This window comes from Chryseobacterium sp. JM1 (assembly GCF_000737715.1).
Lineage (GTDB): Bacteria > Bacteroidota > Bacteroidia > Flavobacteriales > Weeksellaceae > Chryseobacterium.
This window is the reverse complement of sequence record NZ_JPRN01000005.1, coordinates 177,474-192,563: the sequence shown is the minus strand read 5'-3', so window position 1 is coordinate 192,563 and position 15,090 is coordinate 177,474. Positions and strand designations below refer to the sequence as shown.

The 15,090-nt window shown below is 37.5% G+C and carries 11 protein-coding genes; 3 read left to right on the top strand and 8 right to left on the bottom strand.

The annotated features are described in order from the left end of the window. Positions 1-204 precede the first annotated feature (204 nt). From IW22_RS10670 to IW22_RS10635, 8 genes are all read right to left on the bottom strand, one after another. Positions 205-609 (bottom strand): hypothetical protein, encoded by a 405-nt coding sequence (locus IW22_RS10670; protein ID WP_034726385.1) that lies wholly within the window; start codon positions 607-609, stop codon positions 205-207. Between the two features lie 17 nt (positions 610-626). Continuing rightward, a complete protein-coding gene (locus tag IW22_RS10665; RefSeq protein WP_081873933.1) occupies positions 627-4,295 on the bottom strand; it encodes a DUF6443 domain-containing protein in 3,669 nt (1,222 codons plus the stop codon). A gap of 7 nt (positions 4,296-4,302) precedes the next feature. Beyond that, on the bottom strand, positions 4,303-7,167 hold the full coding sequence (locus IW22_RS10660) for a hypothetical protein (protein ID WP_131401723.1): 2,865 nt from the start codon (positions 7,165-7,167) through the stop codon (positions 4,303-4,305). 6 nt (positions 7,168-7,173) lie between these two features. Beyond that, positions 7,174-8,823, bottom strand: a complete 1,650-nt coding sequence (locus tag IW22_RS10655) for a T9SS type A sorting domain-containing protein (RefSeq protein ID WP_034726383.1) — start codon at positions 8,821-8,823, stop codon at positions 7,174-7,176. A 313-nt stretch (positions 8,824-9,136) separates the two neighbouring features. Beyond that, the gene (locus tag IW22_RS10650; protein WP_034726382.1) at positions 9,137-9,955 is read right to left on the bottom strand and encodes a DUF2314 domain-containing protein; all 819 of its coding nucleotides are present in this window, start codon (positions 9,953-9,955) and stop codon (positions 9,137-9,139) included. A gap of 149 nt (positions 9,956-10,104) precedes the next feature. After that, the gene (locus tag IW22_RS10645) at positions 10,105-10,743 is read right to left on the bottom strand and encodes a hypothetical protein (protein WP_034726381.1); all 639 of its coding nucleotides are present in this window, start codon (positions 10,741-10,743) and stop codon (positions 10,105-10,107) included. Positions 10,744-11,166: 423 nt separating this feature from the next. Further along, complete coding sequence (locus tag IW22_RS10640; RefSeq protein ID WP_034726380.1) at positions 11,167-12,009, bottom strand: hypothetical protein; 843 nt, start codon at positions 12,007-12,009, stop codon at positions 11,167-11,169. 116 nt (positions 12,010-12,125) lie between these two features. Next, positions 12,126-12,554, bottom strand: coding sequence for a DUF4268 domain-containing protein (locus tag IW22_RS10635; protein WP_034726379.1), 429 nt, complete (start codon positions 12,552-12,554; stop codon positions 12,126-12,128). A 132-nt stretch (positions 12,555-12,686) separates the two neighbouring features. On the opposite strand from IW22_RS10635, the gene IW22_RS10630 reads away from it, so the two are divergent. From IW22_RS10630 to IW22_RS10620, 3 genes are all read left to right on the top strand, one after another. Next, complete coding sequence (locus tag IW22_RS10630) at positions 12,687-13,094, top strand: RrF2 family transcriptional regulator (RefSeq protein ID WP_034726378.1); 408 nt, start codon at positions 12,687-12,689, stop codon at positions 13,092-13,094. A gap of 202 nt (positions 13,095-13,296) precedes the next feature. After that, positions 13,297-14,184, top strand: coding sequence for a sulfite exporter TauE/SafE family protein (locus IW22_RS10625; RefSeq protein WP_034726377.1), 888 nt, complete (start codon positions 13,297-13,299; stop codon positions 14,182-14,184). A 462-nt stretch (positions 14,185-14,646) separates the two neighbouring features. Continuing rightward, a complete protein-coding gene (locus IW22_RS10620) occupies positions 14,647-14,937 on the top strand; it encodes a putative quinol monooxygenase (RefSeq protein ID WP_034726376.1) in 291 nt (96 codons plus the stop codon). The last annotated feature ends 153 nt before the right edge of the window (positions 14,938-15,090 follow it).

The following is a 15,090-nucleotide window of genomic DNA, read 5'->3' as shown; positions in this document are numbered from 1 at the left end:
CTTGTATATTCAAGATGGTTTGTATCATTGTAAATATAATAGTTCTTTGTTTACAATAAAACCACTGCAAAAAACAGTGGTTTTTATTTTTAAAAGGACACGAGCGTGACGCTCGCGCCAGCTTGGGGAAAAAAATCTATTTCATCACCTCCTAAAAAAAACTGAACTGTTCAGTGCGGCAATCGGGAGGGAGTCTCATAATTTTCATCTTTTCAAACTTTTCATTAATTCTACTGAAAAAAATAAATTAACGAATATAAAGATCACTAAACACCAGACAATTGTATATCCTGTTCGTCTTTTTCTTTTAGGCCAATTCTCAAATAGTTCAAAATATGATTTCCATTTATTTGAAAGTGTGAAAAAATATAATGTCGTTCCTATTGCCACAACTACTGGAATAATTCCTCTTAAGTCTGTAATTGAAAGCTTACTTTTAATATTCAATACAATGCTCAAATAAGCATCAATTGTTATAAATATCCATATTTTCAAAGCAATAAGGCATATATCTGCCCTAAAGTCATTTGAAAGAAAAGGGCTGTCATTTTTACTCCAAGCTTTGTAAAGCGTATAATAGGAAAAATAGTATGCTTCCTTAATTTTCATAATTTAAAAACTTTATTTTATTTACCTCCTAGAGGAACTGGTCTCCACCCTGGCCCTAAAACGTCTCGGGTTTCTGAATATCCTTTTTCCGCTCCATTCATAAATCCCTCAAAACCTCCGGTGACAAATGACTCTGCTCCAAAGTAAAAGATGGCAGGAATAGTCCCTACACCAGTTAATCCCCATACACCTACACTAGTATTTACTCCGAACTTTGCCCCTGAAATTTTCCCATTGTACCACATGTATGAATCGGCAGCAATTCCAAATCCCACAGATACCCTTCCCGCTATTCCCCCCCATCTTGCCAATTGAGAAATTGGCATTGACACTTTTGTCATTGGCATATCTCTAAATAAACTCAGGTTTCTACCTGTAAGAGCGTAATTTCCAGATAAACCTCCTCTTATACCCTGTGTATACATTTGCTCTGATTGTACAGCTCCAGCAAAACCTGATAATGCTGCTCCTGTTCCAAAAAACCAATTTCCCTGTCCTCCTAAACTATACCACTTATTCAAAGTATTAGAAGCTTTCAATTTCAACATGTTCAATGTTCCCAGCCCTGTAACATCTGAATCGGGGTCTTCATAATCTGTCCACCATCTTAATGTATTATTCTTATTTATTAATCCACCAGTACCGCCATTAAAAAAGGCTTCCATAAGGTCTTTATACGCTTGCGTTTCTCCAAAAAGAGAGTTCCCATTTCCTCCTCCAAATCCACTTCCCCCTCCTGCATCCTGCCAGAAAGTATTCTGAGTACCATCAAACCAATCTCCACCCATTACGGTAGTAGCAGGATCAAAGTTCCAATGCCCCGAGCCATCCATCCAATTGATCTGTCCGTTTGCCATTCCGGGAACCATTCCATCAGGATCTATAAAATTAATAGGATTATTAAAAGCATAGTTATACGGAGAATGTCTTCTCATCTTTTCAGCCATCGGGTCAATTACGCCCCATCTGCCAATGTCTGAAAGATAGAATCTCGCTCCGTAGTCATACATTCCGGTTTCCTGGAGTTCCTTTCCGTTATATTTGTAACTCTGCCAGCTTCCGAAACCGCTGCTGTTTAAGCCGTTTCCTCCGGTATGGTTCAATCCGAAAGGATAATAATTGCTGGTATCTAAGATTTCAGGAGCGCCTGCGCTGTTTTTGGTGAAACTTACCCTTACATTTCCTAAATGGTCTTTGTACTGGTAAATATAACGGTTTTCCGTGAAACTGTAAAAGCCTTCTGCTGTAGGCACAAAATCAAGTTTCCATTCCGGTGTGCCGCCAATTCCCGGAAACTCATTGATGTTTTTAAATGCCTGCTGTTCAAAAGCGGTTTCGGTTCTGCAAGTCAGGCATATACCTCCGCCTCCTTCGGTATAAGAATACTGGAAACCATCTAAGTAATCTGTAATACGTGTTGTAGGTATGCTGCCTCTTCCATCTTTTGCACTGGTATAGGTTTTTCTCAGCTTGGTTCCGTCTGCACGGTACAGATAGTTTAAATTGGAACGTACAGTCTCTCCCCATGTTGTCTGCACAATCCCGAAAGTATCCGGCAGGTTCAGAAAATTATAAGTAATACTCTGAATGCCTTTGTCCTTCATGGTAATCATATTTCCGTTCAGGTCATAATCGATCATGTTGTTCCCGCCTTCATAGCCGGTATCATTCAAAGAATTTTCGGTGATCTTATCCAGTCGGTTTCCCATATACTGATAAACCAGATCATCTACCATAGTTGAGGTAGTTCCTAAAATGGGAAAAGCGTTTCTTTTTAAGGTACTGATATTCCCGTTCAGGTCGTAAGATACATGCTCATTATAATTATTATTGTAAGGACTGGTAGAATTGGGCTCCGAATAAATTCCGTCCTTAAGCCTGTTCAGAGGATCATAAACGTATGAATATCTTTTAAGGGTATTGTCGGTGGCCATTTTCCAGTCCACTTCTGTAATATTTCCATTATACTGTCCTCCGGCAACATTTGAGGCCTGAGGATTCTGATATTTCAGTTCATAACCAAATAACTGGGTTCCGAGATTGGCAGGATCATTTACTTTAACTAAAGAACCTTTCACATTATACGTGTAATTGATGCTCTGAAGATTATTTCCTACTTTTTTGTTAGAAAGCTGAGATATTTCATTGTAGGTGTTTTCTGTCATCAATTCCGGCGTATTGCCATCAATCTGATGCCATTGTTTTTTCATACGGTTCAGGTTGTCATATTCAAAAGTCTGGGAGATCACTTTTTCAGTATCTGTACTGAGTCTTTTGTGGTAGACTTTAGCCTGCTTTGTTACACCGGCAAAATCCAGTTCGGATTCCGTTTTCGAATAGCCACCCAAATGATTGATCGCATAGCTTCCAATGGGTCTTCTTTGAGTATCATAATAGACGAAGCTTTTGGTCCAGTTGTCATCTTCAATATTTTTTACAAGACTTAAGGTAGGCATCGCCAACGTATTCACCGAAGCATTCTGTGCATCGGTAATAACCGGCTGTCCCAGTATCGTCCCGGGAAAAGCAGGAGTAAAACTGTATGAAGGATAGGTATCATAATAATTGACGGATAAAAGTTTTACCCAGTTAACATTAGGATAAGTTCCGTTGGGATCATAATACACATCCATACCTTCCCGGTTAAAGAAAACGTTTTGAGTTCGTGTTGCATTGTTAGTTCCAAAACTGTTGGCATTAGCTTGCTCGGTCGTTCTTTCTCCTCCTGTGTTGATTCCGGTAAACGCAGCTCTTCCAAAACGGTCATATTTGGTATACAGCCACTGTCCCTTTGCTCTCATTAGAGCGTCCTGTACCGCTACAATCCGATCCTGTTTATCATAAACTATAAATTCCCAACCTTTTCCGGGAACTTTCTTTTCAACCAATCTGTGCCAGCCGTCATAGCGGTACTGATAGCAAAGGTTGTTTAATGTAGTATCATCAATAGAGCTGGATTGTGAAGCCAGCGGAGGGATCACATAAGCTAATTGCCCATATTCATCATATAGGTAATAAGTATCTACATTCTGATTGCCATCCTTTTTTCTGAGAAGAACCGTTTGTCCTTTTTTGTTTTTGAATTCTATACTTACATTTCCGTCTTCATTGGTGACCGTATTCTTAGACAGCGTATTGCTGCTATAATATCCCGGATTATCAATAACATATTTAGTTCTTCCTTCAAACCATGTCGTGGTAACGGTATACTTAGTGAGTTCGCCATCGCTATTGGCATCATAATTAAGATGAGCCGGTTTATTGGACCAGTCATTTCCTACTTGTACAAGCTGATTGACTCTATCTAAAGGTGAGTTTTCGAATATCTTCTCTGAATATATTTTTTCTGCACCATAGACGGCAGGAGCATTGGAAAGTGGGGATGTGTAAATGGCCCCATTCTGGGTTCCGGCCTGTGGTATGGGAAGATAGCTTTTCGCCTGTCTTCCAAACTGATCATATTCAATATGACCTACCATATCTTTTCCCTGTGGGGTTGCTTTTATATCAATCGTCTGAATGGGTTTTCCCCAACTGTCAAAATACTGTACACTTTCTGAAGCTTTTGTACAGTCGTCATTAAGGCAGGTCTTGCTGTACACATAGTTTTCGGAAGAGGTGAGATTGGTCTGTGCAAAATACATGGCTACAAACAAAAAGCTTGAAATACTTAAAATCTTTTTCATGGTTACATTAGTGTTTATAGTTGTATTGGAACTCTTTTAATGTTTTATAAGTAATAGTTCCACCAGGGTCTTTTTCCATTCTTTTCACTCTCGTCAGTCTTCCAGAAAGATCATATTCATAAACTTCCCTTAAACCGGATGGAGGCGTTGTAGTGGTAATTCCCACCAGAGGATCATAAGTATAGGTGGTTATTGAATAATTGGCTAAAGCTGATTTTTTTCTAAAATTATCCAGTGATATCAGTAATGCTGCTTCAATACCTGCATTTATATTATCGCTGTCTGATAAACTAATAATATCTGCTGCCAGTGAAGCTACCTCGCTGTAGGTTGCACCTTCCACTTTTGCAATTAAAGAAGTTTTGTTATAACCATAAATCAGGGCAGTAGCTAATCCTCCGGAATTTGAGAACTGGAGAAGATTTCCTCTGTCATCATAGAGATCCATTTTTAAACTTTCTTTTGTGCTTCCGTCTGCTATATTGGTTTCTATAACAGAGGTTGGTAATAAAGAAGCATTGCTGAATACTGTTTTTGACTTTGAAAGGGTCTTGCCATTTTCTTTGTCCTCTGTTATTACTGGTGATCCGGTCATATATGCATTCTCCAGATGAGCGTAGCCGGGAAGGTTCAGAGGATAAGTAAGGAATTTTTCTCTTATATCTCCGTCAACAACGGATTTACTATAGCTAGGTTTGAAATTTAAATTACTGATCTGAGTTTCAGACTCGTTGTTAAGTGTCCTTCCGCTTTCATAAAACAATTTATCCTTTTGAGTTGTTTTTCTTATATATGCAGGTTTGCTGAAATGTTTATCACCTAACAACAGGTTTAAATTGTATTCAACATCAGAATAAGTATCAAAATTATAGTTGATTTCTTTTGATACCAGTAATTTATTTTGTTCGTCATAAACCTCTTCCTTATAGGGCAAACCGCCTCGGGTAATGTTATAATACGGCCAAAAATAAGTAGGTAACTGCGGTGTTCCTCCGTTCTGGTACTTGGGGTAATCATGGGGTGTTTTAAACGTTTTTTTGATATACCCTTTACCATTTTCTGAAACTTTTACACTGTTGTAAAGTACATAAGCTGACGCGGGCTCACTGTCACTGTCTCTTTCACTATAAAACAAATAGCCACTGCTGCTGTTTGGTAATGTGAAAGAATCGTACCCGTAGTTTATGGTTTTCTCCGGAGTGGTGGCGGACAGACTTTTAAAATATTTGATATTTTTAATTCTTTTTCCTTCTGCAGACATTGAGTTTCTGAAAGGTCCCGGTAAAAATTTTCTTCCAATAACCTGAAAACTTCCCACGCCTTTTGCCCCATCCACTGATGAAACTTCAAGGGTGTAATTCCCCGGATTAACGGTTATATCAACCGTACCTTGAGATGATTGATACGTGAAATATTTATTCAAAATTTCCTGAGTCCCTTTTTTCAGGACAAAAGTAAGACTGGGATGAATGTCAGGTTGTGGCAATTGTGGATAGAAAGGGTCATTGGGATCAGGATTTGGAGGAATCGGATATGTAAAGTCTGAAACGTCTATGGCCAATTCAAATTTTTTAACCTTGCTGACGTCTCCAGGTATGGTGAAGTTGTAAGTTTGGGTAGTTTGAGTATTGATTGGAGAGTTTATTAGAGTTTCTTTAGTCTGAACGGCAGGGTCAAAACCATATTGGTCCAGATATGCCAAATGATCAGGATTGCTGTAGTCAAAAAACTGTTCGTTATTTTCATAATTGTAATTGACAACACCCCCAGTAGGAAGAATCATTTTTTCCAGAATACCATCGGTAGTGCGGCCTAACTCAGTTATATTTTGGTAGGTAAAAGATGTATGCTCAATTTTCACATTGTTTTTATCGTTTTTTCTGATAAAGTTTAAAACACGTTTTCTCTTGAGTGGATCGTCAAAAGGATGCGTAACAATACCATTGTTGATGGTATAACTAGAGTATATTTCCCCTGCAGGATTTTTCAGGCTGATTGTATTCAGCGTGTATGGATCATTCACTGTCTCTTTTAAATTCTCATCATAGGCAAAATCAAATACTATTTCTCCTTTTGTGGTTTTTATAGATTTTATTTTGCAATATTGATAAACAATTCTTCCTGTGCTGAGAATTTCATTTTTCTTATCATATTCCAATGTGGCGATCTCAACACCAATGGGATTAACAATCTTTGTCAGAAAATAGGATGATTTAAAGCTATGAGGAGCTACTGTGTCAGGACATGCGTATTGTCCGTAATCATATTCCTTGAAATAATATTTATAACCATTATCAGCTGTTATGGTAAAATGATCCGCCTTGAACGTTGTCGTGTTGCTATCTCTTACATACTCTATTTTAGCATTGTTCGGGCTAAGATTGATAAGCGTAAATGTATTGGCAGAAACATCTCTTTTAATTCTGAATTTTCCAGACAAACCCGGTATTGCGTAATAATAGAGATCATTGAATTCATTATTGATATGGCCCGGTCTTAAAGGATTATCATAGCATTCATCCAGATCTTCCATAATTTTTTTATAAATAACACTGGTTCCCAATAGCGACCACCCAAAACCTACATCACTGATCCGGTCAGCATTTTCATAATTCTTCACATTATAGCTTAGACTGATCGGGTAGGATATGGCATTATCAGCCATTGGAACGCTCAACAATGGAATATTTATATTGGGTATTCCGGTAGACTCATTAATAGGTATATCTGAATAGCGCGACAGTGAAGCCATGGATGGCGAGGCAATTGGATTGGTCACTACTTCACCAACATTATTTTGTGCATGCCCTTTCTGTATTCCAATGGTTAGAAAAAGTGGCAGAGCCAACATGTTTATAGATATTTTTTTCATCTTAGTTTATTTCTTAATTAATTTAGCACTCGCCGTCTTATTCGTATCTGTCTTTATCGTCACCAGATAAGCCCCCTGAATCAGATTCTGAGTATTGATCTTTGTCACCTTATTCTTCGTCTTCAAGCTCTGAAGTTGTCTTCCACCCATATCGTACAGAATAATATCAGCTTCCTTAAAACCTTGCCCTGAGCCTGTCGAATGGTCAAAGCCTATTTCTACGTAAGCATAGTCTGAAACCGGATTTGGATATATTTTAATATCTTGTTTTTCAATTAATGTATTGATCTGGCTATCTCCCAGTTTCACAATCTTCCAGTTCTCTTTTCCGAGTTCTTCCGCACTGGTTCCTGCCAGAATAATGGAGCCATCTCTGTTTAATTTTATATCTGAAAGCCTTTCTTCTTTCTTTCTGGATTCTCCTGTCACATATTTTCTCCACTGCTCATTTCCGTCCTGATTCAGGTAAAGCATCCAAAACGTTTCATCATCTGTTTGTATTTTTCCTTCTGCCTGCGTATAACCTCCTAAAAGAATTCCTTTTGAAGATTTATCATCAGCTGAATGAAGAACACTCATCCCCATCAGAATATCACGGTTTTTGAAATTGTAAGATTTCTGCCAGATTTCATCACCTCTTTCATTTAAAGAAATTAGCCAAAGATCTGTTCCTTCTTCAATTCCTACCGTTTTATTCCCTGACCTTTCAGATCTGGATTCTCCACCAATTAGGTATCCCGCTGATGTTAAGGCCAATGTTCTGATATGATCATCGCCTTTTCCTCCAAAATTCTTTTCCCATTCTACTTTTCCGGTTTTATCGAGCTTGACGATCCAGTAGTCACCTTCGCCAAAATTATCCGTAGACTTAGCAGTTCGGGACACGGAATACGAGGTTGCCGAAGTTGACTTATCCGTGGAACCCAAAACCCGGATCCCGGAACTTCTCGAGTAAACTCCCAACAACGCTCCACCATCTCTGGTAGGAATCATTTTTTCCACTTCATCCAGGCCTTTTCCACCCAGAACAGTTTCGGAAAGAACTTTACCGTTTTTATCCAATCTGGAAATCCAAACATCTTTTGAACCATAACCGCTGGTTCCCTGAGGTTCTCGAAGGGAACTTTGTCTATTTCCGGCTACAAAAAATCCAAGGTCTGTAGTCTGAATAACAGATCGTGCTTCCTCATCAGAAGAACTTCCCAGTGTTTTCTGCCAAAGTTCATCTCCAAATTCATTGATTCTGATCAGCCAGATATCGGATCCACCTTTGGAATCTTCTTTTTTATCGAGTCCTTTTCCGGAATAAGAAGTTCCGGCAAGAAGAAATCCTCCTTCCTGAGTGGCTACAGAAGCTGACAGATAATCGTGATTCTGCCCTGAGAAATATTTTTCCCAAACCTGTTCTCCTTGCTGATTCAATTTAATTAAATGAAAATCGTAACCGTTATTTTGCTTACCTGTTCCCTGAGGCTCTCGAAGGGAACTTCCCTGAATTGAGCTTCCCGAAATAAGATATTGTTGATCGATAGTTGTTGTAACCTGGCTTAGAAAATTCTGTGTAGAAGACTTAATGTCTTTCTGCCACACTACTTCCTGGGCAGACAGCCCGAGAAGTGTGCACAAGGTTAGTGCACCGGAGTAGAATCTCTTCATCTGTTTGTGTTTTAAGTTAATATTAGTTTTATAAATAATGCTGCAAATTTAACGTTTTTTAACACATTCACAAGTCTCTTTAATGAGATTTAATGTGAACTTTATCACTTCTTCGTGATTCTATGTCGCCTTTAGTTTTAATAAGGTAAAGATATCATCACATAGCGACAAAACGTGTCGTATTATAATCGTCCGGGACTAAATCTAAAGTATTACGGGAAGAGAATAATCAACAGAAATTAAAGTCTAAAGCAAAAAAAAAGAGAAACCGGAGTTTCTCTTTTATTATATATTATTTTCAGTTAAAATATTTTTATCCCTGTAAAACCGGAATGATATGTTCCCACTTCAGCTGCTGTGCATAGTCCAGTGCTGTTTTTCCGTTTTTGGATTTTACATTTTTATCGGCTCCGGCCTGCAGGGCAATTTTTACAGAAGTTAAATTTCCGGCAATTGTTTCTTTGTGAAGAAGTGTCAGGCCATTATCATCCGCATGGGTCAGTTCATCAGGATATTCCTGTAGAAATTTCACGAATTCCCCTTCCATATTTTTACTCATCGGATGCTCTGTCAGATTTTCAGGCTTTTCCTTCTGCTCGTTCACGACGAGGATATCATTGAAATCTCCGAAATCCAGCTGCCAGGCCTCATCATGTTCCTTTCTTTCATCTTCCGGCATATCGGCACGCATTTTATGAATCGTAAATCCGCCGTACGTTTTCGGTAGAAGATTTTCAGATGAAGAAAACAGTTTGGAAAGTCCTTTCGGTTTCTTTACGGCCGGAGTGATGGCAAATAACCAGTCACTGATCTCATTCAGAGGGATTTCAAAATAATCTCCGGCCTGTATATTGGTCAGATCATTGGGGTTATTGATCAGAAAACCGCTTACGGTATCACCGTCAAAATCAATTTCATTGATCCACATATGCTCCACGGTATTTTCTCCGGTTTCTGGATCCTCCTGGCTGAATAAAGCTTTCACACAGGCCAGATCAAGACCCGGTATAATCCTTCTGTTTTCCCAGGACTGCTCCCGCCAGAAATATTTAAAAGTTTCTCTTGCTTTTTCATACGCTTCGATCATTTTGGGATCTTTCCCATCAGTAAATACAAACGAATTCTCTTCCATTGTGATTGGTGATTGATAAGTTAATAGTTGATAATGATGCCGGGTTCAAAAGTGTCTGAAACACTCTTAAACCCGGCATGTTTTATTTCACTAAAGTACGAAAAAATATAAACAAATGTTTGGATTTTCCGGTAAAATTTCAATGTATTTTATTCTTTATCTGCCATTTTAGGTAGGAGGGCAGCGGTTTTGTAGTAACTTATATCTGCGTCAATCTTGCTTTGCAGATTTTTAAAAGTAGCATATTCATAATGTTCCCATTCCTCATCATTATCAGGATTGGGTGTTTTGTCTATAGCCAGTTCCAGTTTTCCGTCTTCCTGATAGCTGAATTCGATAGCGGCATATTTTTCGCCGTTTTCGTCAGAAGCGTACCAGCATTTTGTTGTTCTTTCCGGTATTGGCTGAAGCGTTTCATTATCAAGGATTTGAGAGCAGATAAAGTTTTCAGGGTCATGGTGATAAAAAACGGTCTTTGAAACTAAAGGCTTTTCATCTACAGCCAGCGAATACATTTTGTTGGTGGCAATGATGAAATCTCCGGCATGTTCTCTTTTCTCAATATCAAAAAGGTCGGATTTTTCCTTCAGGTAGTTCACGATCTCTTTTTCATCCTCCTCGTGGTTCATGAAATAATTGATGCTGTATATTTCATCTTCGGTGAGAAATTCAATCTCTTTCAGCACTTCAGAATCTTTTTCGTAATAATATAAATGATAATCGTCTAATTTCTCAGCTTTGGCTTTTGAAATCACTTCGCCAAAAATGTTTTTGTATACTTTTTTCATGTTAGTCGTTTAATGTAGGTTGTGTTACCATTGTGTTTGTGTCAGGGAAAATTGGGAATATCTTACACACCTTTAAATCCCGCAGCCTTTAGATACAATTATCCTGCTTTGGTTAAGTTGGCTTTAGGAATTTTATGCAGTTTTGTGCAGCATTTTTTCAGGATGATTATTCCTGAAGTTCAAAAACCATTGATATTTACAGTTGTGGTAGAAATTCGTTGATAGTGTTAGGATACACTTATCATTAACGGAATTGTGATCCGTTAAAGGGATTAGGGTTTTATTCTGGTTGTCTGTATGACATACCATTTGTACTTTTTCCCATAAGCATGGATGCTGTCCACGACTTTAAAATGTTTACTTCTGTACTCAGTTTTCATGGGTGTTTTTTTTGTGAGTTCAAATATATTTAAAATCAGAGAATTAAGGAATAATATCTGAATTTTTATAATAAGGATTTTTTGATAAGAAACCCGGGTATATCAGATCCATCTCTGAAGCATAAATATATGGGGTGTCTGCATTACAATGTTCGATGGCGGAAAACTCACCATGATCATCATATAAAAGCTCTACACTATACTGGAGCTGTTCGTCAAAATAATATTTTCTGATGATGACTTCTGATCTTCCGTTAAAATAATTTTCTTCCTTTTCATAAATCATCCGGTCATTGTTGTCATAAAGGCTGGTAAGATAAAACTCATCATTCTTTCCCTTACTGTAAGCTGTACTGAATTCTTTCCTGTACCTACCAATATTTTCAGTTCTTATCAAAGAAAAGTCTACCTCGTGGAATGTTTTTATCAGAGCTGAAACTATTTCCTCTTCAGATTCATATTCCGTCATATGGTATTGAAATTCAGTATTCTTATCTACATCGGCTTTGTCAAATGGAGCCGTATGCAGAAAACCTTTCCATAAAAAAAGTATCTCCTTGAGATCTGAGAAAGGAATTTCCTGGAGGTGTGTCTGCTCAGGATCAATATCCTCAAACAGGGCAGAAGTATCCGTGTATCTCATAGTGAGAAAATCAAGATAGATCTCCATGCAGGAGTCGGGATCATAGAAGCCTTCTGAAATAATGAAATCAATCTCTGAAACCATTTCATCAATGCTTTCGTCATCTTTGAAACGGCTTAGAAAATACCCCAGGAAATCATTGTCAATGCGGTGTATGGCTGTTTTCATATTCACCGTCTTATCACCGGGAAAAGTGAAGGGACGGTCTACAAAAAAGAGCTTATATTTTTCTAAAATCTGCATTATTTCATGATTAAATGTATATCAGGACAGACATTGAGATTCAATAGGTTGATTAGTTTTTTATTAAAAAGGTAAAATTTGATTTATTTTATTTCTGTTCGATATTGATTTTTATATTAAACATCTTTGATAAAGTCCTCGTATTCATAGTAAAACCTTTCAAAGCCATCCATTTTATCCCAGAAAAATTCGAAAATTTCCTGCCAGGTATTTTTGTTGAATACAGAAACATCATGTTTTTCAACCCAGATCTTACTGATGACTTTACCATTGTCAAGCGTAAAAAATTCTTCTTTTTGAAAGTCTCCTATAAAATCTTTCAAAATATCTTCCAAAGACCAGATCTTCTCATAATACGCATTCCGGAAGATTTCATCCTTCATTTCGATGTCTAATGAGACCTCCGCTTTTTTATTATCGGCATTAAATTTAAATGACATATCCTTGATCTTCGTATCATAGAGGAGCCATTTTCTGGGAAAAGACTTTCCAAAAGCCGTCCAAAATTCCTTTTTTAGCTGTTGAGCTTCTTGTTTACTGAACATGTGACAAACATAAGAATTTAATGGGAAAAGAACAACGTTATGAAAGTTAATGTATCAATTAGAGAAAATACATTTTTTCGATCATCATGTTCCCATTTATATAATTCAAACTATTTTCTTATTTTTGCTGTAATGCTTTCAAAAAAATCCCAATATGCTTTTAAAGCGCTTTCGTACCTTGTAGAAAAAAGGAATGATGGCCCGGTCCTTATATCCGAAATTGCGGAACGTAAGAAGATCCCTTTAAAGTTTTTAGAAAATATCCTGCTGGAATTAAAAAAGGCAGATATCCTTGACAGTAAAAAAGGTAAGGGAGGAGGATACTTCCTGAGAGAAAATCCTGAAAATGTGAAATTGGCCAAGATTATCAGGCTGGTGAACGGCCCTATAGCCATGCTTCCCTGTGTCAGCTTAAACTTCTATGAAAAATGTGAAGACTGCAATGAAGATCACTGCGGGCTGCATGATGTGCTCATTGAAGTGCGGGACGCCTCACTGAATATTCTCGAGAAAAAAACTTTAATGGATCTGGTTGATTAACCCGGTCCTTTTTTTTGAATAATTAGTCTACTTTTTTGGTAGGATAATATTTTTATTTGATATTTGCAGTAGCCCAAATGGCCCAATCACACTAAAAACTGCTCTGGTGCAGGTTTTAAAAGTTTCCGAGACCTTTAGATCTGCCAAAAGATCTGATCCATGAAACTGAAAAGATAGAGCAGGGGCTGTAATGATATTTAATATGATAATTTCAAGAAAAATTCAGATAAGACTCAATGTATTCTTTGTTACAGCTGCAGTCCTGCTGATCTCCGTTTTGTCCATGTACGAACTCGGCTATATGGATGAACTGCTGAATATTTTAGCCAAAGACAATTATGTATTTTATTGGATGCTTCTGGTAGGAGTTGTGGCAGAAATCGTAGCAGGATCCATGGGAATGGGCTATGGTGTGATTTGTACAACGACACTTCTTTTCCTTAATATTCCGCCTCATATTGTGAGTGCAAGTATCCATTCAGCGGAAAGTTTTACCACAGCGGCGGGAAGTTTAAGCCATATCAAACTCAAAAATGTAAGTAAAAGCCTGGTTAAAAAGCTTGCCATTCCGGCAGTCATCGGGGCGGTTATCGGAGCGGTAAGTCTTACGTATCTGGGAGAATATTATGCTAAAATCACCAAAACGATTATTGCTTTCTATACCCTTTATCTGGGAATCCAGATTTTGTCCAACGCTTTTAAAAAGAAACAGAACCGGGCCATGAAAAGAAAGACCAACCTGACAAGACTGGGTGTCATTGGTGGATTTATAGATTCATTTGCAGGAGGAGGATGGGGCCCATTGGTGACCGGAACCTTGATTAAGAATGCATTTACACCAAGATTTGCGGTGGGAAGTTCTACTGTGGCTAAATTTATATTAACCATAACGGCTGCCGTCACTTTTTTCTTTACCCTCGGAATCCAGCACTGGAATATTATCCTGGGGCTTCTGATCGGTGGAATTATCACGGCTCCTTTTTCTGCTATGCTTACGGCAAAGCTTCCGGTGAAAAAAATGTTTGTAGTCATTGGAATCCTTGTGATTGTGATGAGTTCTATAACTATTTATAAATCAGTTTTTAAATAATCTGAGTTTCTTTAGAAAGTTATAAATTATGAGTTATGAGTTTCGGGGTGATTTTGGTTGCTGGTTGCTAGTTCATGAGTTGCAGGTTGGTAGTAATTAAGCTAATAAATTATCGTCTTATGTCTCATATCTAAAATCTTGATTCTAATATTCACCATTCACTTGCGAAGCAAAATTCACCATTCACATTCTTAATTTAATTGAAAGTCTGACATCTAAAAATCTTGATTCCTAGCTCTTATTTTCCAATCTGTATTCACCATTCACTTGCGAAGCAAAATTCACCATTCACATTCTTAATTTAATTGAAAGTCTGATATCTGAAATCTGAAATCTGATGTCTAAAATAAATACCTTACGCGAACTCAGATTAAATCAGGCCGTATTTGTAGAAAAATAAATACCTGAAAAACATTTTTCGTTTTGAAAATATTCTACTTTTACACCACTAAATATTACAACATGAATTTACATATAGTAGCGCTTTTTAAGTTTAACGAAAACTATCTGATGGACGCTGTAGAACTTTTTCAAAACCTTGTAAAAGAGACGAGAAAAGAGGAAGGATGTCTTCAGTATGACCTTATCGAGGATAAAGATAACAAAGGAACCTTCTTTCTGATCGAACTGTGGGAAAGCGTTGAGCACCATAGCAGACATCTTGGACAGGATCATCTTCTTAATTTCCGTAAAGACGCTTCAAAAATGATGGAAAGCTCTGCGGAAGTGTATAAGGGGTTTAAGATTTATTGATTTTAAAGATTTAAAGATTTAAAGATTTAAAAATTGAAGGATTTAAAAATTCAGGTTAAGTAATCATAGGATCTCTTAATCTTTAAATTTTTCAATGCTTGAATCTTTCAATAAAAATAAAATACCACATAAAAGGCGGTATCAGATTCTGAA